Annotated in this window: 25 protein-coding genes; 1 reads left to right on the top strand and 24 read right to left on the bottom strand. The window is 63.9% G+C overall.

Going from position 1 to position 23,195, the window contains the following annotated elements; translation table 11 throughout:
- Positions 1-27: 27 nt before the first annotated feature.
- The 24 genes from EJ079_RS15430 to EJ079_RS15545 all read right to left on the bottom strand — a co-directional run bounded on the left by EJ079_RS15430 (position 28) and on the right by EJ079_RS15545 (position 22,172).
- The gene (locus EJ079_RS15430) at positions 28-1,287 is read right to left on the bottom strand and encodes a flagellar hook protein FlgE (RefSeq protein WP_127322241.1); all 1,260 of its coding nucleotides are present in this window, start codon (positions 1,285-1,287) and stop codon (positions 28-30) included.
- Between the two features lie 79 nt (positions 1,288-1,366).
- Entirely contained in the window at positions 1,367-2,035 is a 669-nt protein-coding gene (locus tag EJ079_RS15435) for a response regulator transcription factor (RefSeq protein WP_013529780.1), read from the bottom strand.
- Between the two features lie 222 nt (positions 2,036-2,257).
- Positions 2,258-2,845 (bottom strand): transglycosylase SLT domain-containing protein, encoded by a 588-nt coding sequence (locus EJ079_RS15440; protein WP_050592657.1) that lies wholly within the window; start codon positions 2,843-2,845, stop codon positions 2,258-2,260.
- Entirely contained in the window at positions 2,775-4,157 is a 1,383-nt protein-coding gene (locus EJ079_RS15445) for a flagellar hook-length control protein FliK (protein WP_127398111.1), read from the bottom strand. The genes EJ079_RS15440 and EJ079_RS15445 overlap by 71 nt, the downstream gene beginning before the upstream one ends.
- On the bottom strand, positions 4,154-5,533 hold the full coding sequence (locus EJ079_RS15450) for a chemotaxis protein MotC (RefSeq protein ID WP_127809416.1): 1,380 nt from the start codon (positions 5,531-5,533) through the stop codon (positions 4,154-4,156). The genes EJ079_RS15445 and EJ079_RS15450 overlap by 4 nt, the downstream gene beginning before the upstream one ends.
- On the bottom strand, positions 5,530-6,864 hold the full coding sequence (locus EJ079_RS15455) for a MotB family protein (RefSeq protein WP_127809417.1): 1,335 nt from the start codon (positions 6,862-6,864) through the stop codon (positions 5,530-5,532). Before EJ079_RS15455 ends, EJ079_RS15450 begins: the two co-directional genes overlap by 4 nt.
- Positions 6,861-7,487, bottom strand: coding sequence for a hypothetical protein (locus EJ079_RS15460; protein ID WP_127809418.1), 627 nt, complete (start codon positions 7,485-7,487; stop codon positions 6,861-6,863). The genes EJ079_RS15455 and EJ079_RS15460 overlap by 4 nt, the downstream gene beginning before the upstream one ends.
- Before the next feature lie 3 nt (positions 7,488-7,490).
- Positions 7,491-9,137, bottom strand: coding sequence for a flagellar basal-body MS-ring/collar protein FliF (gene fliF, locus EJ079_RS15465; protein WP_127397375.1), 1,647 nt, complete (start codon positions 9,135-9,137; stop codon positions 7,491-7,493).
- A gap of 131 nt (positions 9,138-9,268) precedes the next feature.
- Positions 9,269-10,333: a flagellin gene (locus EJ079_RS15470; RefSeq protein ID WP_127270046.1), complete on the bottom strand. Its 1,065-nt coding sequence runs from the start codon at positions 10,331-10,333 to the stop codon at positions 9,269-9,271.
- Positions 10,334-10,591: 258 nt separating this feature from the next.
- Positions 10,592-11,578 carry a flagellin gene (locus EJ079_RS15475; RefSeq protein ID WP_127809419.1) on the bottom strand — a complete coding sequence of 329 codons (987 nt, stop codon included), beginning with the start codon at positions 11,576-11,578 and terminating at the stop codon, positions 10,592-10,594.
- Between the two features lie 197 nt (positions 11,579-11,775).
- Entirely contained in the window at positions 11,776-12,507 is a 732-nt protein-coding gene (fliP, locus tag EJ079_RS15480; RefSeq protein WP_023810007.1) for a flagellar type III secretion system pore protein FliP, read from the bottom strand.
- The gene (locus EJ079_RS15485; protein ID WP_127809420.1) at positions 12,504-12,998 is read right to left on the bottom strand and encodes a flagellar basal body-associated FliL family protein; all 495 of its coding nucleotides are present in this window, start codon (positions 12,996-12,998) and stop codon (positions 12,504-12,506) included. Before EJ079_RS15485 ends, fliP begins: the two co-directional genes overlap by 4 nt.
- A gap of 17 nt (positions 12,999-13,015) precedes the next feature.
- Positions 13,016-13,723, bottom strand: a complete 708-nt coding sequence (gene flgH / locus EJ079_RS15490; protein WP_127809421.1) for a flagellar basal body L-ring protein FlgH — start codon at positions 13,721-13,723, stop codon at positions 13,016-13,018.
- Complete coding sequence (locus EJ079_RS15495) at positions 13,720-14,310, bottom strand: MotE family protein (protein WP_164873795.1); 591 nt, start codon at positions 14,308-14,310, stop codon at positions 13,720-13,722. Before EJ079_RS15495 ends, flgH begins: the two co-directional genes overlap by 4 nt.
- Before the next feature lie 3 nt (positions 14,311-14,313).
- Positions 14,314-15,555 carry a flagellar basal body P-ring protein FlgI gene (locus tag EJ079_RS15500; protein WP_127809423.1) on the bottom strand — a complete coding sequence of 414 codons (1,242 nt, stop codon included), beginning with the start codon at positions 15,553-15,555 and terminating at the stop codon, positions 14,314-14,316.
- Positions 15,552-16,079: a flagellar basal body P-ring formation chaperone FlgA gene (gene flgA / locus EJ079_RS15505; protein ID WP_127397192.1), complete on the bottom strand. Its 528-nt coding sequence runs from the start codon at positions 16,077-16,079 to the stop codon at positions 15,552-15,554. The genes EJ079_RS15500 and flgA overlap by 4 nt, the downstream gene beginning before the upstream one ends.
- 3 nt (positions 16,080-16,082) lie before the next feature.
- The gene (gene flgG, locus EJ079_RS15510) at positions 16,083-16,871 is read right to left on the bottom strand and encodes a flagellar basal-body rod protein FlgG (RefSeq protein ID WP_013529795.1); all 789 of its coding nucleotides are present in this window, start codon (positions 16,869-16,871) and stop codon (positions 16,083-16,085) included.
- Positions 16,872-16,882: 11 nt separating this feature from the next.
- On the bottom strand, positions 16,883-17,209 hold the full coding sequence (locus EJ079_RS15515; protein ID WP_127809424.1) for a flagellar hook-basal body complex protein FliE: 327 nt from the start codon (positions 17,207-17,209) through the stop codon (positions 16,883-16,885).
- Complete coding sequence (flgC, locus tag EJ079_RS15520) at positions 17,209-17,625, bottom strand: flagellar basal body rod protein FlgC (protein ID WP_013529797.1); 417 nt, start codon at positions 17,623-17,625, stop codon at positions 17,209-17,211. The genes EJ079_RS15515 and flgC overlap by 1 nt, the downstream gene beginning before the upstream one ends.
- A 2-nt stretch (positions 17,626-17,627) precedes the next feature.
- Positions 17,628-18,008 (bottom strand): flagellar basal body rod protein FlgB, encoded by a 381-nt coding sequence (gene flgB, locus EJ079_RS15525; RefSeq protein WP_027038255.1) that lies wholly within the window; start codon positions 18,006-18,008, stop codon positions 17,628-17,630.
- A 79-nt stretch (positions 18,009-18,087) separates the two neighbouring features.
- The gene (locus EJ079_RS15530; RefSeq protein ID WP_127809425.1) at positions 18,088-18,927 is read right to left on the bottom strand and encodes a hypothetical protein; all 840 of its coding nucleotides are present in this window, start codon (positions 18,925-18,927) and stop codon (positions 18,088-18,090) included.
- Positions 18,914-20,317: a flagellar protein export ATPase FliI gene (gene fliI, locus EJ079_RS15535; protein WP_127326680.1), complete on the bottom strand. Its 1,404-nt coding sequence runs from the start codon at positions 20,315-20,317 to the stop codon at positions 18,914-18,916. Before fliI ends, EJ079_RS15530 begins: the two co-directional genes overlap by 14 nt.
- 3 nt (positions 20,318-20,320) lie before the next feature.
- Complete coding sequence (gene flgF / locus EJ079_RS15540; RefSeq protein WP_127809426.1) at positions 20,321-21,043, bottom strand: flagellar basal-body rod protein FlgF; 723 nt, start codon at positions 21,041-21,043, stop codon at positions 20,321-20,323.
- Between the two features lie 7 nt (positions 21,044-21,050).
- Positions 21,051-22,172: a DUF1217 domain-containing protein gene (locus EJ079_RS15545; protein WP_127320967.1), complete on the bottom strand. Its 1,122-nt coding sequence runs from the start codon at positions 22,170-22,172 to the stop codon at positions 21,051-21,053.
- A gap of 146 nt (positions 22,173-22,318) precedes the next feature.
- On the opposite strand from EJ079_RS15545, the gene motA reads away from it, so the two are divergent.
- Positions 22,319-23,194 carry a flagellar motor stator protein MotA gene (gene motA / locus EJ079_RS15550; RefSeq protein ID WP_127290388.1) on the top strand — a complete coding sequence of 292 codons (876 nt, stop codon included), beginning with the start codon at positions 22,319-22,321 and terminating at the stop codon, positions 23,192-23,194.
- Position 23,195 lies beyond the last annotated feature (1 nt).

The raw sequence follows: 23,195 nt of genomic DNA on the forward strand, positions 1-23,195 counted from the left end.
GCGGGTCTTTCGCGGGCGACGCCCGTCTTATCTCTTCAGGTTGACAAGGACGTCCATCAGATCGGAACCGGTCTGGAAGACTTTCGAATTGGCGGTGTAGCTGCGCTGCGCCGCGATCATGTTGGTCAGTTCTTCGGCGATGTCGACGTTGGAATTCTCGAGCGCGCCGGAGATGATGGAGCCGAGTTTGCCTTCATTGGCAAAGCCGACACGAACCGCGCCGGACTCGGTGCCCTGCGAATAGACGTTGCCGGGCAGCGCGGTGAGCTGGTCCGGGCTCTGCACGTCGGCCAGCGGAATCTTGTAGAGCGGCTTGGTCGAACCGTCCTTGTACTGTGCGTAGATGGTGCCGTCCTTGCTGATCTGGACCTTGTCGATGGTGCTCGGCGCGTTGCCGTTGACCTGGGCATCGGAAACCGTGAAGCCGGCGCCAAGCTGGGTCAGCGCAGACAGATCGAGATTGAGGGTGGCGCCGTTCGGCACGGTAAATGAAACGCCGGTGGGCGTGCCGGTGAGCTTGCCGGTGGTGGTGTCGAAGGTCAGGTTGGCCGAGCCCAGCAAGCCGCCAGCGGTGTAGGGGAACGATGTTCCAGCGGTGGCCTTCGACTGATCGAAGACCGCCACCTGCCAGGTGCCGGCGCCGGTGTTGGTGAAATAGACGTCGAGCAGCTTTTTGTTGCCGAGATTGTCGTAGGCGACCATCGAGGATTTCGACGTGTATTGCGCGGTCGCAGCGTTGGCGGCGGGCAGGTTGGCGGTCGCGACCGGTGTCGCGCCGGCCGGCAGGTTGCCGGCATAGCTGCCCTCGGTGCTCGGCGTTGCGGTCATTCCCTGGTCGGAGATGACAACCGGGACCAACCCCTCGAAGCCATTGACCGTCGCTGCCGGTACGCCGTTGTCGTAGCTGTACGCCATCAGCTGGAAGCCGGCCGAGTTGACCAGTCTGCCCTGACCGTCGGGAACGAAAGCGCCGGCCCGGGTCAGGTAGGGGGTGCCGCTCGGATCCTGGACGACAAAGAAGCCATCGCCGCTGACGGCAAGGTCGGAAACCGAGGTCGTGTACTGAAGCACACCCGGATCGCTGACCGCCTGGCGGATCGTCGTGGTGACGCCGCCAGAATTGTAGGCACCGCCGGTCGACGGCATGACCAGCGTCGAGAATTCGGCGGAGGAGCGCTTGTAGCCGGTGGTGTCGGAATTGGCGATGTTGTCGGCGACCGTCGATAGGCGGTTTGCCTGGGCGTTCATGCCGGAAACGCCGGTCCGCATCATTCCGTAGAGGCTCATCGAAACGTCTCCGCTGTGTCCATGCTGCTGGCTACGAGGCTACGCATGTTTTCTTGCGCGAGGCTGGCGCGGCGCTGCATCAGAAGACGAGCCGGTAGCCGAGGAAACGCTTGGAATCGATCGGGTCGGTGCCCAGCTTCTCGCGCAGCTTCTTGCGCAGTTTGCTGATGTGGCTTTCCACCACGTTCTCCTCGACCTCTTCGTCGAAGATGCCGTAGATGGCGTTGAAAACCTGGGTCTTGGTGACACGGCGCCCGCGATTGCTCGCCAGATATTCGAGGATGCGGCGTTCACGGCGCGGCAGGGGGAGGGGCTGACCGTCGATCTCGGGGTCGCGGCCATCCATGAAGATGCGCATGGCGCCGATCTCGGTGTAGGCGACGTCTTCCTGGGCGCGGCGGCGGATGGCGGTGATGCGGGCCAGGATCTCGCGGATATGGACGGGCTTGCGAATGACGTCGTCGACGCCGCTCTCGAACAACCGGAGCGTGTTCTCCAGCGAATGCTGTTCGCTGAGCGCAATCACCGGGGCGCCGGTGCGGTCGCGGATCTGGCGCGGAGAGATGGAGCCTTCACGGCAGTCGCCGATGAGGAAGGCCCGGACCGAGCGCAGATCGGTGTCCGCGGCAGAGTTCACCCACTCACCGAATTCGCCGGACGCAAAGCCTGCACAGGCGATGCCCTCACGATCGAAAAGTGAATTGTATCCCTCTGTTACGAGCTCGCGCTCGTCAACGATCACAATCATCGGCCCCGCCTTCCGAATCAAATCATTTGCCCCGTGAAGAGAGGCGTATCCGCTGGCGGGAATCCTGAACAACCGTCATTTCTTGTAGCTAGTTTCTTGGGAGTCTGGAATCGTTTCGGTTGCATTAGCGGGCGGCCAGATGTGCTTTCGGCGGCAAGTTCTGACCAAGTCAAACCGACAATTCGGGTTGTACGGTTGGTCTATTAGTAACGGGAAATGCGCTTACGGGTTGCAGAAGCCGCGGGCGTTCGCGGTCCATTTTCCAAAGCCGGTGGCGACCATGTTGGCAATGACGCGGCAGACATAGATCTTCTGCGCCGGGTCGTTGTCGGGACCGGCATGATAGCGGGCCACGGCCATAGACCAGGTCTCGTGACGGGCATGAAGGCTGGCCAGGAAGCGCGCCGCATAGTCGACGTTCTGGCGTGGGTCGAGCATGTCCTCGACGCTGCGAAAATGCGATGCGTGGTAGTGGTGATTGATCTGCATGCAGCCCAGATCGATCAGGGTCTTGCCCTCGCGCCGGGCATTGGCGAAGGCGGCAAGGGCCTCGGTTCGGCTCCTCGGAAAGACTGCTTTTCCTTCTATATTCAAGGCATTGGGTTGAAGGCTGCCCTTGTTTCCAGTCTCCGTCAGGCCAACGGCATAGAGGATGCCGGCGGGCACGCCATAACGATCGGCGGCGCGCAGGATCTCCGGCTCGCAGGGATTGGCCGCGGCTGCGGCGGCGTTTGCCGCGCTAGATAAAGATATCGCCGCCAGCGCGCTCGCGAGCAGGCGAAGTGCCGCGGCCGTAGTCCTGCGCGTCATCGTTGCGTTTCCCTGAGGATTGCTGGCCCGGTTGCTGGCCGCCGGCTCCACCATTGCCGCTGCCCGAATTCCCCGGTTGAAAGGATGCTGGATCGCGGCCTGTCGCCGCCGCCATAGGAGCGGTTGCATCCGCCCGGGTTGTAGCGGGAACTGCTACCGAAGGTTGCAGTATCGTGACCTTGTCAACCTCGAAGCCGAGCCCCCGCAGCGACTTGACGATGGCCTCGCTGTCGGCCGACAGCCGACGATAAGCGTCGTGCGTTTCAGGCTTCAGCTCAATCGAAAGTTGTTCCCCGGAGAGGCGAAGATTGGCCGTCACCATGCCGAGTTCGGCGGGGTGGAGTTCGATCTTCAACACATGTGTCGGAACGGCAACAGAGCTGGCCAGATGGGCGGACGTGGGTGAGGCTGAAAGCGCCTTTTGCGGCCCGGCGTCGGCGGCTATGGCGTTGATCACATTGAGGGCTGCCTGGCTGATGGGACTCTGCGGCGGTGCGGGGAAGCTCCGTTCCGAGACGACGTCGATGCGCGCAGTGGACAGCGACTGTTTTCCCGCTTCTGGACGCATCGAGGACTGGACATCCTCGATGCTCTTCATCGCATTCGCGGCGTGCTTCGACCGCACGCCGGGCACATCGGCGGCCGGTGCGTCCGGCAGCTTCTGGGCCGCCGCCGCGGCGTCGCGTTTTGGCGCGCTGGAGGCAGCGCTCAGTGACTGACCGTCAAGCGCCGTCAAAGGTCCGTCGACGATCGACGCCTGCTCCGGCTTCGGCATGGTTTCGAGTGCTTCGCGTCCGCCTGCGGATTTTGGCCGGTAGGTCTTTGGCAGTGAAGCCTGCCCATCGAGCGCCGGGTCCGACGGATTCTCGCCGGTCATCGTATTGCCCCCGGCTGCCTTGGCCGTTGTCGAGAAATGCCGCAGGTCATGAAACGCGATCAGCAGCGGCAGGTCGTCCTGAAGCGGCTCGGCGTCCGGCGCCGTCTCTTCAGCGTGGGCCTTCGCGTTTGCTTCCAAATCGTCCTTGCCGGCTTTCACGTTTGCCACTTTGGCCGAGATGGTCCTTGCGGGCTCGGCCGATGCTGGTTCGGCCTTGGCGTCATGCCCGGCAAGGCCGGCAGCGAGCTTGCTCCAGTGCTGGTCGCGCGATCCCGCCTCTGTCGACGGCTGCCGTTCCGGGCGGGCAGCACCGGCATCGTCGCGCAGCATCTTGCCGAAGCCGGCGTCATCGTTCCTGCCGTTCGCGGCCGGCTGCTCCGACGTCGCGCGCGTGGAGGCAAATCCTGGCAAAGCCGAGCCGAGGCTGGTGGTCATTTGGGGGCGGCTCCAAGCATCTGGTCGATCAGGTCGAGCTGTCGACGTGTTCTGGTCATGGCGGCGTCGGTCGGATCGGCGGGCTCTGGACCGGCTGCGGGTGACGGTACCGACGCTGGCATGACAGTCGCAGGGTCGGGGGATGCCGCTGCTGCCCTGTCCGGCGCATTGGCGGCTGGTCCGCCGGAGGCCGCGGTGACGGCGGGTTGCTCCGAGATGGCGCCTTCGACCGGTGGCAGGCCACTGTCATCGGCGCCTTGCACCGTGGCGATCTCGGGCACCGGCTGCGCCGCGGCGGCAGGAACTGGGGCAGGCTTTTCCGCCGGAAGGGCGGTGGGCGGCGCGACGACCTCGCCGGCAATGGCCTGCGCGGCGTCGAGCAAAGCGCGGTCGCCCTCCGACAGCCGGCTGCGGTCGATCTTGCCGAGCTTGGCACGAACGTCCTCGATTGTCCCCGAGGTGACGGTGGAAAGGCTGGCATAGAGCAGGGCGCGTGGATCGTCCTGATTGGTGTTGCCGTCGCGGCCCTGTTCCGCCCGCGCCGAAGCGAAGGCCGATAGGTCATTCAGGCCGTCTATCGCGGCCCGGCGGGCGATGCGCAGATAGATCACCTTCTCGCGCTCGGGATCCATCATCGAGGTGATGTCGCCCAGCTTGTCCTGGCTGATCGACATGTGCAGCGCGATGACGCCGGAGACGAAGGAGTCGGCGAACTGGCTGGCATAGGGCGAATAGAGGTAGCGCTCGACATATTGGGTGGAAGCAAGGGCGAAGCGTGCCGCGTCGCCTTGCGCGACTGCAAGGCCGACCGAACGGCGAAGTGCCGCTTCCTCGACCAGCGTGCCGGGGCTGAGCAATCTTGCCTCGTCGAGCAGACGGAGTGCGGTCGCCGGCTGATCACCGGCAAGCAGTGAGCCTTTGACCAAAGCGAGGAAGGCGCCGAGATCCGGAGGCAGCGCCATGGGATCGATCGGCCTCAAGGCTTCGATAGCCTCGCCGGGCCGGCCGTTGAGGTAATCAATCACGCCTTTGGCGATGGCAAGGCTTTGCGGATCCGTCGTAGCGCGCGACGTGGCCGCTTCGACGGTCACCGGGTTGCCGCCGCTCATGCCGTAGACAAGCAGGGCTCGAAAGTTCTTGGGATCCTTGTAGTCCTCGGCATTCGCCGCCCGCAGGCGCGCATCCGCCATCTCCAGCAGCTTGGCCTGCATCGGCAGGGCGGCATGATCGCCGGCGGCTATGCGGTCCTGGATGAGTTGCAGCGAGCGCACCAGCTGATACGGCTGCAGCGCGTCCTGGGCGAAACCGGCCGACGGGTGTCCGCCGGCCAGCAGCAACAGACCAATCAACCGGCGGGTGACGGCCGCTCGCTTCATTCGCCGGTCGCCATCAGGATCTCGATGCGACGGTTCGCGGCCGCCAATGGATCGGCTGCTATTTTCGGCTGGCGGTCGGCGAAGCCGGCGACCTCGGTGATGCGGCGTTCGTCGACGCCGCCGCGCACGAGCATGTAGTAGGCGGAATGCGCGCGCGCCGTCGACAGCCGCCAATTGTCGTAGCTGTCGCCGCGGAACGGCCGGGCATCGGTGTGGCCGTTGATGCTGATGGTGCCCTTCTGGCTGTTGATGATGCGGCCGATCTTCTCCATCGCCAGCACCAGTTCGCGTCTCGGCAATGCCGAGCCGACCTCGAACATGCCGAAGTCGAGCTGATCGGTGATCGAGATGACGATCCCCTTGTCGGTGGCTTCGACCGAGACGCCGTCGTGCAGCTTGTCGCCGGGCTTGAAGGCATCGGCCAGCTGCCGCTTGACGTCGGCAGCTGCCTTGACGGCAGCCGCGGTTGGCGCCTTCTCGCCGATGTCGGGCTTGGCGGCCTTTTGCGCCTCAGGCTCTGCCTTGGCTGCGTCGGCGACCGTGGTGCCGTCCGGTTTGGTCTCGCCGGCAATTGCCGTGGCAGGGTTCGCGGCCTGCTTGCCGGTCGCGTCCTTGGCCAGCGGCTCAAGCGGTGAGGCCGCGACAGGCGGCACGGCTTTGACTTTGAGCACTTTCGTTTCGGCGGTCTTGTCGCCGGGCTTGGCCGGATCGCCCTCGATCTTCGTGCGCTCGGCGCTGGCTTCGGCGCCGGGCGCCGCTACCTGCTGCGACCAGAAATCCGGCTCGAAGGGATCGCGGTAGGAGGCGCCACCGGAGGCGCCGGTAGCCGGGCCGGCAGCCTGCACGCCGCCGTCGCCTTTCTGGCTGACATTCTGCATGACGCCGGTATCCGCGGCGATTTCCGAAAGCACCGCGTAGGGGTCGGCGAAGAGATGGTCGTCGGAGCGTTCCGCCTGCTGCGGCTCCTGCTTGTGGTCCGACGCTCCCGCGCCGGCATTGCCGTTCTGTCCGGCTTTGCTGGTCGCCTCTTGCGGATCGTCGGCCGTCAGCCCCATGGCGCGCGGACCGTCGCCGAGATCCTCCAAGCCCTTGCGGCTCGAATTGCGATCGACCAGCTTGACCGGGTTGAAGTAGCTGGCGACGGCTGCCTTAGTCTGCTCGTTCGCGGCGTTGATCAGCCACATGACCAGGAAGAAGCACATCATGGCCGTCATGAAGTCGGCGAAGGCGATCTTCCAGACGCCGCCATGGTGGGCCTCGTCATGGTCGTCATGGCTGCGCCGCACGATGATGATCTCGTGGCGGCCGTGGTCGGCGTCTGCGACGCTCATGCCAGGACCTCCGAGAGGACCGTCGACCATTCGGCCATGCGCGTCTCGAACACTGCTTCGTCGATGGCGACGGTCAGGTCGAAGCCTGGCGCCTCGACAAAATCGAGATTGGCGGCGCCGGGTCCGAGCGACGCCTTCAGCGTTTCGAACATCGAGAGCGGGCCGCGCACGACGATGCGCACCGCTTCGGCATCGCCGACCGCTTCGCGGATGGCGCCGGCCAATGCCTCGATCGAACGTTTCTGCAGATCGTCGCTGACGATGCCGCCGATGATGCGGGCGACCGTGGCGGCGACAAGTCCGGTGACGCGCGCCTCCATGGCATCGATGCGCAACGAGACCGCCTTGCCGACATCGTCGCCGAGGCTTTCGAGAAATATCCTTGCTTCCTCGGCATTGACCTGGCGTTCGGCTTCGAGCGCGGCGTCATGCGCAGCCGACAGGCGGACCTGCAGCGCTGCCTCCGCCTGGGCGACCGCCTCGGCGATCAGCGTGCCGATATCGGCCTGCGGCGCCGGCGTCTCGGGCTTGTGTTCGGGATCGATTGCTGCCCGGGACTGGCCGGCACGTTGCGCGCGCGTCCCGAAATCAGGCAGAAGGTCGAAGAGGGCTACGGAGGGCATGGTTTACACCGCCACTTCCTGGGCAGCCCATTTGCGCAGTATCTGCGCGGTGCGCTCCTCGTTGAGATCGACCATCCTGGCAAGCCTGTCCTGCGGCGCCGGCCGGATCTTCTGGCGAAGATCGTCGAGCGGCGTGGGGCCTGGGCGTGTGCCTGGCAAGGCCCCAATCGCGGCACTGTCGGTGGCCGCCATTGCCTCCGGCGTCGGCAGCGAGCGCTGGACGTCGTCGAAGCTGGGACCTGCCAGGGCCGGAGTAGCCTTTGCCGTCAGCGCCGCGGCCATCGGCCTCAGGCCGAAGAAGGCGACCAGGAACACCACGACGATGAAGGCACCGGCATTGATCATCGTGCCGGCATGCTGGCCGATCGAATCGAGCATTCCCGCCTGCGGGATCGCCTCGCCATCCAGGCCGTCGATGAACTCGACCGCCGAGACGTCGATGATGTCGCCGCGCTTTTCGTCAAGGCCGGTAGCGGACGTGACCATCTTCTGGATCTCGGCAACGCGCTTGGCGATCTGCTCCGGCGTGGCGTCCTTGCCGAGGATGGCCGTCAGCCGTTGCTGATTGACGACCACGGCAATCGACATCTTGGTGACGGTGTAGCCGTTTGAGACCGTGGCGATCTTCTTGGAATTGATCTCGTAGTTGGTGATCTCTTCCCTGCGGTCGTTCTGCGAGGAGGATTGCGGACCATCGGTGGCGGTTGCCTGGGTCTCGGGCAGATTCTGCTCGACGCTGGCCGGAGTGGAAGCCTGCTTCTGGTTGTTGTTCTCGTTGGCGCGCACCGACTGCACCGAGCGTTCGACGCGGGAATTCGGATCGAAGATGGTCTCTTCCGTCTGCCGGGTGTCGGTGTTGACCTCGGCCTTGACGCTGGCGCGGAAATTGTCGGGGCCGAGATAGGCCGTCAGCGCACGGCGGATGTTGTCTCCGATCTGCGCCTCGACGGTCTGCTCGACGCCGAGCGTGCGGGCGGCGCTGGTGTTGGAAGGATCGTCGCCCGCGGCCAGCAGATTGCCGCTGGAATCGAGCACAGTCACCTTGTCTGCCGACAGGCCGGGAACGGCGGCGGCGACGAGATGGCGGATCGACATGGCGCTCTTCTCGGCGTCGATGCCGGCGTAGCGGATGACCACGGAGGCCGAGGGCTGCTGTTCGTCGCGGCGGAAATTGGCGCGTTCAGACATGACGATGTGGACGCGCGCAGCCTTGATGCCCGATATCGATTGGATGGTGCGGGCGATCTCGCCTTCCAGCGCGCGCACACGGGTGATCTGCTGCATGAAGGAGGTGAGGCCGAGCGAGCCGACATTGTCGAATAATTCGTAGCCGGCATTGGCGCTGGTCGGCAGACCCTTCTCGGCGAGCAGCATGCGGGCCTGAGCGGTGGTGCCGGCCGGCACCAGAACCGAGGTTCCATCGGCGCCGACATCGAAACCGATGCCGGCTTCGCCCAGCACCAGGCCGATCTGGTTCACGTCGGCGCGGTCGAGTCCAACATAGAGCGTGTCGTAAGCGGGGCGGTTGAGATAGACCGAGGCAATGCCGATGACGCCCATCACCAGGACGGCGATGCCCGCCAGCATGGCGAGGCGCTTCACGCCAAACCCGCGGAGATTCGAGATGATGCTCTGGATCTGTTCCGGCACGTTCAACGACTCCCAGCATGATTGTCCGCCGGAACTCTAGTCTTCGAAGCTTGTGCGAAAATGAAATCGGGCCGCGCTGGCGGCGCGGCCCGATTATCTGATGGAAAGGACGGCGCCGGTGGCGCCCGTGATCAGCTCTTGAACAGAGACAGGATCGACTGCGAGGCGCTGTTGGCGATCGACAGCGCTTGAACGCCGAGCTGCTGCTGAACCTGCAGTGCCTGGAGTCGGGTCGATTCCTTGTTCATGTCGGCATCGACAAGCTGGCCGACGCCGCGGTCGATGGAGTCCATCAAACTCTGGGTGAAGGTCTTCTGCAGGTCGATGCTGCTCTTGGCCGAACCGAGGATGGTGGCGGAGTCGGTCAGCTGGGCCATGACGTTATCGATCCTGTTCACCATCTGCGTGATGATGTCGTCGGTAATGCCTGGTGCCGTGATATCGAGGTTGTAGGCGGAGATATTGTCGACCTTGGCGACCGCTCCCGCCGCCGTCTGGCCGGCGGTGTTCGCGGCGATGTCCGTTCCTCCGCCCGCGATCACGCCCGCATAGGCGTTGTCGTACAGGGTCTGGGCGGCGCCCGTGGAATAGATGGACGTCTGGCGATCGAGGGTTCCGTAATTCTTGACCTCGGCGGCGAGGCCGTAGTCGAAAAGCTTGGTGCTCTCGACATCGATATCGATCGTCCCGATCGAGATGGCGCCGGATGAGGAACGATTGAATGAGGACACGATCTGGGAGTCGGGCTGGACGCCGTCATTGGCGGCCGCAACCTGCTTTGAGGTCACCGCTAGGAAGTTCGAGCCTGAAAAGGTGGCCGCATCGGCGAACGACTTCATCTGCGCCTGAAGCGCCTTAATCTCGGTCTGCGTCTTTGCCTTGGCCGCGTCCGTCTGGCCGACGGTCGAAAGCAGCTTGGTCTTGATCTGGCCGATCGTTGTCAGCACATTGTTCATGCCGGTGTAGGCGGTATCGACTTTCGAGGCGCCGAGGCCGAGTGCATCCTGCACCGTCGACAGGGCCTGGTTGTCGGAGCGCATCGTGGTGGCGATCGACCAATAGGCGGCGTTGTCCGAGGCTTGCGAGACACGGTAGCCAGTCGATATGCGGGCCTGTGTCTGCTCGAGTGACTTGTTGGTGGCGCTGAGGCTTTGAAGCGCGGTTAACGCCGCGGCGTTGGTCATGATACTCGCCAAGAAAGTCGCTCCTTCTCAAAGGCCGGCATGCTCAGACATGCCGGATAGGCCTGCTTCAACCGTGGTATCGTGCCAGTAGGGCCGATTCGCCAACCGTTGTAACCTATTGGTTAACCATAATTAGCGGGACATGGTTAACAGCCTGTTAAACGCGGGCTTTCGAGAGTTAAGGACCGAGCGTTGCGCGCGGTCCGAGCAAACGCAAATCGGGCCGCGCTTTTGGCGCGGCCCGATTTTAGTGCGAGTTGGCGGATGCGATTAGCCGCGGAAGAGCGACAGGATCGACTGCGACGAACCGTTGGCGATCGACAGCGCCTGGATGCCGAGCTGCTGCTGGACCTGCAGGGCCTGGAGGCGGGTCGATTCCTTGTTCATGTCGGCATCGACGAGCTGGCCGACACCGCGATCGATGGAGTCCATCAGGTTCGAGGTGAAGGTCTTCTGCAGGTCGATACTGCTCTTGGCGGCGCCGAGCGTGGTGGCGGCGTTGGTCATGGCCTTGAGCGCGGCGTCGACGACGTTCATCTGCTGCGCGATCTGGCTATCGCTGGCAGCCGTGCCACCCGAAAAGATAGTCAGCGAGGCAACCGAATAGGTGTCGGTAACCGCTGCGGCAGCACCCAGGGTGGGGTTCGAGGCCGTGGCAACAGCAGCGCCCGTGGTGCCGAGGCGAGCCGTGTCGAGAATACCCTTGGCGGTTGGTGCCGCGCCGGCATCGTACAGCTTGATGCTTTCCACATTGACATCGATCGTCGAGATCGAAGCCGCGCCGGTTGCGTCGCGGTTGAAGGCCGAAACAATCTTCACGTCGGCCGCGGTGCCTGTCGCAGTGGACACCGAAAGCATGTTGGTGCCGGAGAAGGTGGCGCCATCGGCGTAGGCCTTCAACTGGTTCTGAAGGGCGGCGATTTCGACCTGGGTCTTTTCCTTGGAGGCGTCCGTCTGGCCGTAGGACGCGACCAGCTTGGTCTTGATCTGGTTGATGGTATCGATCGCGCTACTCATGCCGGTATAGGCTGTGTCGACCTTGGAGGCGCCGAGGCCGAGAGCGTCCGAAACGGTGGACATTGCCTGGTTGTCGGAGCGCATCGTGGTGGCGATCGACCAGTAGGCGGCGTTGTCCGAAGCCTGCGAGACCTTGTAGCCGGTCGAGATGCGGGCCTGGGTGTCGGTGAGGGATTTGCTGGTGGCGTTGAGGCTCTGCAGGGCCGTCAATGCGGCGCTGTTCGTCATGATGCTGGACATGGTACTCGTACCTTGATTTTACAGGTATTTTTTACATACCGGATCTACCGGTATGACGGTGCGGCATCATGCCCATGATCTCTCAAATCGATCACCCGCCATCTGCGAGCGAATATGCGGGCAAGTCCCTACCAAAGGGCTAAACCGGACGGTTAATCGAAAATATATTGCTGGGATTTCGAGCCGACGCGGCAGGGTCAGTTGAAGGAGCGCACCAGGCTGCCGACAAGCAGGTTCCAGCCGTCGATCAGGACGAAGAACAGGATCTTGAACGGCAGCGACACCACTGTCGGCGGCAGCATCATCATGCCCATCGCCATGGTGATGGTGGCCACGATCAGGTCGATGACCAGGAATGGCAGCACGATCAGGAAGCCGATCTCGAAACCGCGCCGGATCTCCGAGATCATGAAGGCCGGCACCAGGATGCGCAGGTCGACGGTGTCACGCGAAACGGTCTGGCCGCGCTCGCGGGCGAGGTCGGCGAAGAGGTCGAAATCCTTGTCACGCACATTGCGCAGCATGAAGGTTCGGAACGGGTCCGAAATCTTGTCGAAGGCTTCGGTCTGGGTGATCTGGTTGTCCATCAGCGGCTTGACGCCGGTGTTCCAGGCCTGATCGAAGGTCGGCGCCATGACGTAGAACGTCATGAACAGCGATAGCGAAATGAGGATGAGGTTTGCCGGTGTCGACTGCAGGCCGATGCCGGCGCGCAGGATCGAGAAGGCGATGACGAAGCGGGTGAAGCTCGTCACCATGATCAGCAGGCCCGGCGCCACCGACAGCACGGTCAGCAGGCCGAACATCTGGATGATGTAGCCGACGGTAGTGCCGTCGGCCTTGCCGATTCCGCCGAGATCGAGTTGCTGCGCCGCCGCGACGGACGTTGCGGCCGCGATCATCGCCGTGGCGAGAAGGAACTTTCTCATTCGAGCAGCAATGTCCTGATAAGAATCTGCTTGGCGTGACCCTGGCTGCGGATCGAGGCGCGTTCCTCGAGATCGGCCTTCAGGTGCTGGTAGCCGCTGGCGCCCTCGATCTGATGCATCTTCAAGGTGCGCACCAGGGCCAGAAGATCCTGGTGGATGTCATCCGACATTGCCTGTGGCTGCGGCCCGTCATAGACGACGGACACCTCCATTCTGATCCAGGTATCGGCAGGCGAGGCGATGTTGGTGGTGATCGGCGCCAGCACGACCAGTGTAGGCCCCACGGCTGGCTGCTCGGCAGAAGCCGGCTGCTCCGTCTTGCCTTCATTCTCGGGCGCCGCCGGTACCGACGACGGTGCGTCGACACCCTTCAGATAGCCGCCGGACATCCAGCCCATGCCGATGGCGGCCGCCGTCACAACCAGCAGCAGGCCGGCCTGCATGGCAGGGGAGGGACCCTTGCGTGGCTGAACCTGTTCGATATTTGCCACGGCGCCCTGCTCCGATCCTAGAACGGAAGAACCTGGTCGAGAATCTGCTGGCCGTAGGCAGGCTGCTGGACCTCGGTGATGCGACCGCGTCCGCCGTAGGAGATGCGGGCCTCGGCGATACGTTCGTAGGGGATGGTGTTTTCGGCGCCGATATCGGCCGGCCGCACGATGCCGGCGAGCGTCAGCACCCTGAGCTCGGCGTTGACGCGCACTTCCTGCGATCCGGTGATCATCAGATTGCCGTTGGGCAGCACATCGGTGACGATCGCCGCGACATTGAGCTCAAGCGTCTCCGAGCGCTTGATCTCGCCGTCGGCAGTCGTGTCCGTGGTGGAGCTGAGAGCCCCAGCGCCCTTGCCGGCGGTGCTCCACTTGTCCCACTGCGCGCTGAGGTCGTAACCGAGCTTGCGACTGGCGGTGCGGCTCCTGTCGTTCTGGTTCTTGAAGTTGGCCCGATCGTTGATCTTGATCTTGACCGTCAGGATGTCGCCCTGGGACAGCGCCCGCGGGTCGGTGAACAGCCGGCTCTGGCGGTCGTCCCACAACGAGAATTTCTTGACTGGCGCGGGCGGCGTTTGCGGATAGCGATAGAGGGAGCCGGTACTGCCGCCATCGATGCCGGAGCCGACCGGGGACAGAGCCGGCTCCCTGCCGACCTCCTTGAGGTTGGTTCCGCAACCCGACAGCACGGTGACCGCGCACAGGACAAGCATTTTCCGGATCATGACGGATCTACCCTTCGGGCTGCGCTGGCCATAATGCCGGTGAGCGTCGCCGCCGCCTTCTGGTCCATTTCGTTGAGGATGACGCTCGCCTTGCGTGAATCGAGCTTCATCAATATGGCCGCAGCCAGATCGGCGTTGACGATGGCCAGCCGCTCGGCGGCGGCGTCGGGCTTCATGCCGGCGTAGATCTGGACGACGCCGTCCTCTGCCCGGGCCAGGAAAACCTCGCGTCGCTTCAGCCAGGTCTCGTATTCAGCTTTCTTTGCATCGAGTGCTTTCATGCGCTCGTCAATGCCGGCCTGGAGCTGCTTCAGTTCCTCCGCCTGCAGGACATAGCGGCGGTCGCGGGCGGCGTCGGCGATGTTTGAGCAGAAGCGCTCGATCTCGCTTTGGTCCGGCGCCTTTTCCCGCGTCAATTGCTGCGGCGCCGCTGCCACCGGTGCCCCCGGCAGGACCTGGCGGACCGTCTCCTCGCCGCGCGCAGTGTCGCCGGCAAAGGGCAGCGTCGCGAGAATAGCGGTCGCGAGCAGGATCGCGGCTTTGCGGTGTCTGCCATCATGGCGTGGGAAGGAGCGCGTCATCGGCATCGCCTATTGCAGAACCAGGTCGGCCTGCAGAGCCCCGGCCGACTTGATGCCCTGCAGGATGGCGATGATGCCATCCGGCTTGACGCCGAGGCGGTTGAGGCCGGAAACGAGGGTCTGGAGATCGGGTCCGTCAAGCACGGCAACGCGGGCGTCGGGCCGGCTGGCGTCGATGGCGGTGAACGGTTCGACGGCGGTCTCGCCCTTGGAGAAGGGCTCGGGCTGGACGATGCGCGGCGCTTCGGTGATGCGCACGGTGAGCGTGCCGTGGCTGATGGCGACACGTGAGATCTTGACGTCATTGCCGATGACGATGGTGCCGGTGCGCTCGTCGATCACGACACGGGCCGGCGTGTCGGATTCGACCACCAGATTCTCGATTTCGGCATAGAAGCGCGCCGCCGAGACACCCTTCGGCCTTCTGATCTGCACGGTGCGAGAATCGCGCTCGGCCGCCACCCGCATGCCGAAGCGCTGGCCGGTGTAGTCGTTGATGGCGTCCGCGATGCGGATAGCGGTCGAGAAATCGGGATTGCGCAGTTGCAGCGTCAGGACCGCCTGATCGTCGAACTCGGCCTGGACAGCACGCTCGACGATGGCGCCGTTCGGCACGCGGCCGGAGGTCGGCACGCCTTGCGTCAGCTGCTCGGCCTGTCCCTGGGCGGTAAAACCGGACACGATGACCGAGCCCTGGCCGACGGCATAGATCTCGCCGTCCGCTGCCTTCAGCGGCGTCATGATCAGCGTGCCGCCGGAAAGCGAGGTCGCGTCGCCCATCGAGGAGACGTCGATGTCGATGCGGGCGCCCGATTGCACGTAGGGCGGCATGTTGGCGGTGACGATGACGGCGGCGACATTCTTGGCGCGCGCACTGCCGCCTTCGGTGGCGATGCCGAGATTTTCGAGCATCGCGCGGATCGACTGTTCGGTGAATGGCGAGTTGCGCAGGCTGTCGCCCGATCCGGCAAGGCCGATGACCAGGCCGTAGCCGACGAGCTGATTGTCGCGCGAACTCTGCAACTGGGCGATGTCCTTGATGCGCGCGGCCACCTGGCCCGGCGGCAGCGAACTCGGCCCGGTCGAAACCCGGAACATGCGGCTGGTGGTGGCCGGATCATATTCGGGATCGCTGTAGACGCCGCCATTCTTGGCGGCGAGCTCGCGCTTGGCCTTCGACGTCAGGCCGTCGGCCAGCGCCGGCTGCAGGCCAAGCACGGCTGCCAGCATCAGGGTAAGCCCGCGCATCATGACGCGCTGACCTGGATGGTTCCGTCCGCCATCACCGTGCCGGACAGGATTTTGCCGCTGTCGATGTTGCGAACCTTGACGAGGTCGCCCGCAGCTCCCGGCTGCAGCGTCACGGCGGTGGCCGAGATCGTCAGCCCGCCGGCGATGAAGAAGATCTGCACGGAAGCACCCTGTTCGACCAGCCAGGCCTCGCGGATGGCGGTGGAAGGAATGTAGCGGCCGGGCAGCAGCGTGCGCTTGGCGACCTTGCCATCCAGTTCTTCGGCTCGCGTGGCGACCGCCTCCGGCTTGTGCTTGCCGACGATAAGGGTGACCTGTTTCAGGGCAGCCAGGTTGATGGTCTCGCCGGGATAGATTACCCGGCTCGGAATAAGCACCACCTCGCCGCCAGCTTGATTGCTGGCGATCCGGGTGGCCGATTGGTTGGCCGACTCCTGGGCAAAAGCCGGCATCGTGCCGGTCACCAGCGCAAGGATGAGCGCGGTGCGGCGGAATGCGGACAGGAGGCCGGGCGTCGACATCATGCGTTACCTGATGTTCTTGGAGACCACGGAGGCCATGTCGTCGGCGGCCTGAATGACCTTGGAGTTCATCTCATAAGCGCGCTGCGCCGAGATCAGTTCGGTGATTTCCTTGACCGGGTCGACGTTGGAGGCTTCGAGATAGCCCTGCTGGATGGTGGCAAAGCCGGGATCGCCCGGCACGCCGACATTCGCCGGCCCCGAAGCCGTGGTTTCCTGGAACAGATTGTCGCCGAGCGGCGCCAGGCCGGCCTCGTTGGCGAAGTTGGCGATCTGAAGCTGACCGAGGTTCTGCAGGTCGGTCTGGCCGTCGATGCGGGCGAAGACCTGGCCGGTCTTGTTGACGATGACCTCGACGGCATCCACGGGAACATTGATTGCCGGAATGACGGCAGCGCCGTCGACCGTCACGAGTTGGCCGGTGGCGTTGGTGTTGAGAGCTCCGGCGCGGCTGTAGAGCGTGCCGCCGTCGGCACCCTCGATCTGAAACCAGCCCCTACCGGTCAGCGCCAGGTCGAAACTGTTGCCGGTGCTGGTCAGTTCGCCCTGGGTGTGCACGTTGCGCACGGCCGTCGTCTTGACGCCGAGGCCGATCGAGACGCCCTCCGGCACCAGCGAGGCGTTGGAGCGGTTGGGCACGCCCTGCGTGCGGTCGACCTGATAGAGCAGGTCGGAGAATTCGGCACGGGCGCGCTTGTAGCCGGTGGTGTTGATGTTGGCGATGTTGTTGGCGATGACTTCCAGATTTGTCTGCTGGGCATTCATGCCGGTGGCGGCGATGGCGAGTGCTTTCATGGCGGAATTCCTCAGATGCCCATTCGACTGACTTCGAGATAGGCGGAAACCACCTTGTCGCGGATGGCGACGGCGGTCTGAAGCGCCTGCTGCGCGCTCATCACGGCGTCGACCACCTGACGGGTGTCGGCGTCGCCCTTGAGCGCCTGCAACGATACCTGCTCGGCATTCTGCAGCGTGTTCACGGTCTTGGAGGCTGCCTGGCTCAGCGCCTCGGCAAAGGAGGTGCCGACATTGCCGCCGGCCGAGGGTGTCGCGCCGCCCTGGAGCAGGCTTGTGGCCGCGTCGTCGCCGCCGATCGACGGCTTGAACTGAAGCGCTCCGATACCGCTGATCATTACTGGTTCCTCATCAGGTCGATGGTCATGGAAATCAGGTCGCGGGCCTGCTTGACCACCTGAAGGTTGGCCTCGTAGGAGCGATTGGCCTCAGTCATGTCGGCCATTTCGATCAGCACGTTGACGTTGGGCATCTTGACGTAGCCCTTCTCGTCGGCGGCCTCGTTGCCGGGCTGGAACTCGACTGGAAAGTCACTGGGATCTCGATCGATCGAGTTCACTGCAACCGTTGAACTGCCGGAGGCCCGGTCAAGCTCAGAGACGAAGCTGATGGTCTTGCGGCGATAAGGATCGGAGCCGGGCGCGGTGCCGGTCGACTGGGCGTTGGCGAGGTTTTCGGAAACCACGCGCAGGCGCTCCGACTGGGCGCCGAGGCCTGATGCTGCGACTTTGAGGGCTGCGGTCAGTGCGTCCATGGTCAGCTCTTCACCGCCATCATCATCATCGTATGAAACGCCTTGACGATCGCTGTGTTGAGCTCGAAGGAGCGGCGCACCTCGCCGGCTTTCAGCAACTGGTCTTCCAGAACGACCGAGTTCTTGGACGGCATGACGACGCCGTCATTCTCCTGCGGCTTGATGGTGAAGCCGGCATTGGTCGCTGCATTGCCGAGATGGCCGGCCTGGGTCGCCTGCAGCGATACGGCAGCGCGGTCGAGCACCTTTTCGAATGGCTCGACATCGTTTGCCGTATAACCCGGCGTGTTGGCATTGGCGATGTTGCCGGCGACTGCCGACTGGCGCACGGCCAGCCATTGCGCTTGCTTGGCGGCGAGGTCGAAAAGGGAAACGGGCTCCATGGGAATCTCCGAGCAGGTACCCAGAGACTAGGCCACCAGTCTTGCGCGGGCCTTGCGGATGGCGGGAGCCGGAGATCGTTTATCTGGAGAGTTCGATCACCCGGTCGGCACTGGTGACCATGACCCATTTGCCGTTGCGCTGCTCGATGGAGGACACCTGACTGGAGTCAGGCAGTATCGAGCCGCGCTGGACGATCCAGAGGCCAGCGTCGTCCTGGATCATGGCACGGCCGTTAGCGACATGAACCATGCGGAATTTCGCCGCGTCGGCTGGAAACGGTTGCTCGTCGGGTGCGGCTGCGGGATTGGCATCGTCCCGCACCGTCCCCGTGGCAAGAAGATCGAGATTGGCCGCGGGAATATCCTTTGCCGTCAGCGGCGCGCTGCGTTGCGCGACCACGCCGCCGCCCGCTCGCCCGGAATTGGAGCCGGTGCCGCCGAACTTCATCGCCTGGACGCCAAACTGGTCCTGGTTGAAGAAGATGTACCAGGGGAACAGGGCGCAGATCAGGCCGAGCGTGATGCCGAGCGCGGCTATGACGAAATCGCTGCGTCGGTCGGACTTCTTCTTCAGTCGGGGAAACGGTGCCTTTGGCGGCTGCGGCCATTCGGTGCGCGGGAACAGCCCGTCGATCAGCGAGTCGCGGCTGGCCTGCGTCATCTCGGCAGCCACCGCCTGGGGAGCCCGGGGCAGAGCGGGTTCGACGGGCCTGGCCAGATCAGGATCGGCTTTGCCAGCCCGTGGCAGGATTGGCTTGACGGCTCTGGCCAGAACGGCCTCGGCTTTGGCTGCGATGGCACGGGCCGCCTTTGCCTTGGCGGTTCTCGTTTCGTCAGCCTCGGCTTGCTCCACGGCGTTGGCCTCGGCGATCATGTCGCGCAGGATGCGCTCGGTATATTCGCGTTCAGTCTCCGGCATCGGCGTTCAGCTTGCTCTTGAGGTGGCGGGCGAGATCGGAGAACGGGTCGGTCGACGGGCGATCCTTCGGCGCTTGCGTCAGCGCCTCATAGATCAGCGGCACCTGGCGCACGGCGATGTCCAGTTCGGCATCGGCGCCCCCCTGATAGGCCCCGAGCAACCGGATATCGCGCGTGTCCTCGAAGCGCGAGATCATCGACTTCAGCCTTGTCACCAGCGCGCGCTGTTCGACGCTCCAGGCCTTTCCGGCCAACCGCGATATGGACGACAGCGGGTTGACGGGGGGATAGCGACCCTGTTCGGCGATCGTGCGATCGAGCACGACATGGCCGTCGAGGATGCCGCGCACGGAATCGGCGACCGGATCGTTGTGATCGTCGCCGTCGACCAGCACGGAAATAATGGCGGTGATGGATCCTTTGCCTTCCCCGCCCGGCCCGGCGCGTTCGAGCAGCTTGGGCAGTTCGGTGAACACCGAGGCCGGATAACCGCGCGCGACCGGCGGCTCGCCGGTACCCGTCGCCACCTCACGCAGGGCGTGGGCGAAGCGGGTGATCGAATCCAGCACCAGCAAAACGCGATGCCCCTGGTCGCGAAAATGCTCGGCGACGCGCATGGCGGTGTCCGGCGCACGCCGGCGCATCATGGCGCTTTCGTCGCTGGTGGCGACGACGGCGACGGTCTTGGCCATGCTGTCGCCGATAGTATCCTCGAGGAATTCACGGACTTCTCGGCCGCGTTCGCCGATGAGCGCCACCACGACGGTATCGAATGCGTCGGCGCCGGCGAGCATGGCGAGCAGCGTCGACTTGCCGACGCCGGAGCCGGCAAAGATGCCGAGGCGCTGGCCGAAACAGAGCGGCGTGAAGATGTCGATGACCTTGACGCCGGTCATGAAGGCAGTGCCGACGCGTTGCCGCGCCATGGCTCCCGGCGTCGTCTGGGCGCCGCGCGATGTGTCGTCTCCCCGGGCGAGCGGCGGGCCGCCATCGATCGTCCTGGTGAGTGCGTCGATGGTGCGGCCGCGCCACGAGGCATGCGGCGCCACCACGAGCGGACCTCGGCGGAAAACGGCATCACCGATGCCGGAATCGGCGCTGCGTTCGAAGGGTGCCACGACGGCCTCGTCGCGGCCGATCTTGACGATCTCGCCGCGCCGCGCACCAGCATCGCCGCGCTGCTCGACGATGTCGCCCAGCCTGGCGAAGCCGGAAAGGCCGTGCACCTTGTAGTGCGTGGGCGTGACTTCGATGACGCGGCCGCCGCGCTTGAGCAGCGCCTCGGCGTCGGCGAAACGCCGCCAGACCCGTTCCAGCGCGGCAAGCCGGTCTTCCGGCGCCGGCTGGAGTTGTCTTTCGAGTGCGCGCAGGGATGGCTGGTCGAGCGACATGGATTACTTCGAGCCGAGCGTCTTGATCGCCTCGTCGGTGGAGGAGTCGGTCTGCCGCATCAGGGCGGCGGTGTTCTCGAAGGCGCGCTGGACCATGATCAGCCTGGTGATCTCCAGCACCGGATTGACATTGGACTCTTCGAGAAAACCCTGGGCGACGCCGATATCCGCGCGATCGGTGACAGGCTCCGGGGTGCGTGCCGGAACGATGCCGGAATTGCCGTAGCGGACGAAGTTCGGGCCTGGGTCGAAATTGTAGAGACCGATCGAGCCGACAAGCTGATCGTTCTGGCGCAACGAACCATCGGCCCCGGCCTTGGGTGGGCCGTTGCGGGGATCAAGCTGGATCGGCGAGCCGCCGGCATCGAGCACCGGGTGGCCCTCGATCGACATCAGCTCGCCGTTCTCGTTCATCGAAAAGCGGCCGTCGCGGGTCATGACGGTGCCGACCGGCGTCTCTATGGCAAACCAGGCATCGCCCTGGACGGCGAAATCGAAGGGATTTCCGGTCTCGCTCAAGGCACCGTGGGCGCCGGAAAGGTAGGTCTTGCCCGGGGAGGCGAAGGATACCGATTTCTGCCCGGTGCCGGAGACGACGTCATCGAACTTCACGCCGGTGGCGCGAAAGCCGATCGTCGAGGCATTGGCGACGTTGTCGGCGATGGTGTCGAGGCGCCGCTCGAGCGCGATCTGCGACGAAAGGGCGACGTACAGGCTATCCCGCATGATGGTCTCAGAACCTCAGTTTCTGCATGGCCATCATCAGGTCGGTGGAGATGCCGACTGTGAGTGGCTGGGCAAACAGCACGCTGACCGAGGTGACGGCCGATGAAGTCGGGTGGTTGATCTCGTACATGCTGGTGAAGCGGGTCAGGAACTTGCCGAGTTTCTCGGGGTCGGAGAAATCCGAGATGTCGAGTTTTTGCTCGAACAGCTGCGCCTGCTTGTCGACGTCGGCGGTGGCGAAGGAATCGGGCAGGCCGAGCACGGTGCGCACGACACTGGCAAGCGCGGTGTCGGCCAGCACGTCATACCAGCTGGTGATGGTTGGGGCCTTGCGATCGAAGTAAAGCGCCAGCCGCACACCCTGGTTAGCCTGACCGGCATCCTCTTCGAGGGTCTGGCGCATGTATTTGTCGACGGTCGGCTGCTGCGCCGGATTGATGGTGGTGGTGTTTTCGCCATAGGCCTCGAAGTTGAAGGCGGAGGCAAGCGCGGCATAGGTCTTGTCCGTCATCTTGTTGGCGACGCTGTCGGGATCGCGGACGCCGCCCTGCAGAACCCGCTTGATGAGATCCTTGTCCTCCGTCGCGGAATCGAGACCGAATGACGCCAGCGCGTATGTGTAGAGCCGGTTGTTCGACATCAGATCGTCGATCGACTTCACCTTGGTGATGTTGGCGAGATAGTATGTCGTCTCGCCCTTCACATAGGCCGAATTGGGATCGAGGCCGGCGATCTGGGCCTGGATGGCATAGTTCTTGGTCACCAACTGCTGTGTCTTGTTGTAGATGGTCGCATCGGCGCCGTTGGCGGCGAAGTTGAAGGCGCTGACGAATTCGGCGTAACGCTTGTCGGTCAGCTTGTTGGCGAAGCTGTCGGGATCGGAGACGCCTTCCTTGAGTGCCTTGACCATGAAGGCCTTGGCGTAGTCCATGTCCTCCAGCCCGTAGGCCTTCATGGCATACTTGAACAAACGGTCGTTTTTGACGAAATCGTCGATCGATTTCACCTTGGTGATATTCGCGAGATAATATTTGGTGTCGCGATCAACCACGGGCTGCTGCTCGATCCTGTCGATCGATTTTGAAATGTCCTTGGTGATGAGCTGGTAGCTGGTAAAGGTATTGAGCAAAGACGTGCCTCCGGCCGAAGCTATGCCGGCACAATACCCCTACTTCCTTGCGCGAAACTGAATCGCTTCCACGCCCTCGATTCAAGCCTCACACAAGGCACGGGGACTATCCCTAGCTCCTGATGTGAAATGCGGAAGGACCTGTCGTGGGCATTCTGATTGGACTGGTGGTAACGCTCGGCTGCGTCCTCGGCGGCTTCATGGCCATGGGCGGCCATCTTCACGTGCTGATCCAGCCATGGGAGGCCGTGATCATCTGTGGCGCGGCTTTTGGCACCTTCCTCGTTGCCAATCCGATGAAGACGGTCAAGGACACCGGCAAGGCCATTCTCGAAGCCTTCAAGCAGGCGGTGCCGAAGGAACAGGACTATCTCGAGACGCTCGGCGTGCTGCACTCGCTGATGCGCGAGCTGCGCTCGAAATCCCGCAGCGAGGTCGAGGCGCATATCGACAATCCGGAAGAGTCGGCGATTTTCCAGGCGTTCCCAACCGTGCTGCACAATCATGACCTGACGCATTTCATCTGCGACTACTGCCGCATCATCATCATCGGCAATGCCCGCTCGCACGAGATCGAGGCGCTGATGGACGAAGAGATCCAGACCATCAGGTCCGACAAGATGAAGGCCTATCACGCGATGGTGGCGGTGGGCGATGGCCTGCCGGCGCTCGGCATCGTCGCCGCCGTGCTCGGCGTGGTCAAGGCGATGGGCGCGCTCGACCAGTCGCCGGAAATCCTCGGCGGTCTGATCGGTGCCGCACTTGTCGGAACGTTCCTCGGCATCTTCCTGTCCTATTCGGTGGTCGGGCCGGTCGCCACCAAGATCAAGACGGTGCGTGAGAAGAAGAACCGCCTCTATATCATCGTCAAGCAGACGCTGCTGGCCTACATGAACGGCGCGCTGCCGCAGGTGGCGATCGAGTTCGGCCGTAAGACCATCTCGTCCTATGAACGGCCGACGATCGATGCCGTCGAGCAGAGCACGATGAATACCGGCACCGTCGAAAAGAAGGCCGCCTGAA

It is taken from the genome of Mesorhizobium sp. M7A.F.Ce.TU.012.03.2.1 (assembly GCF_004006095.1).
Classification (GTDB): Bacteria; Pseudomonadota; Alphaproteobacteria; order Rhizobiales; family Rhizobiaceae; genus Mesorhizobium.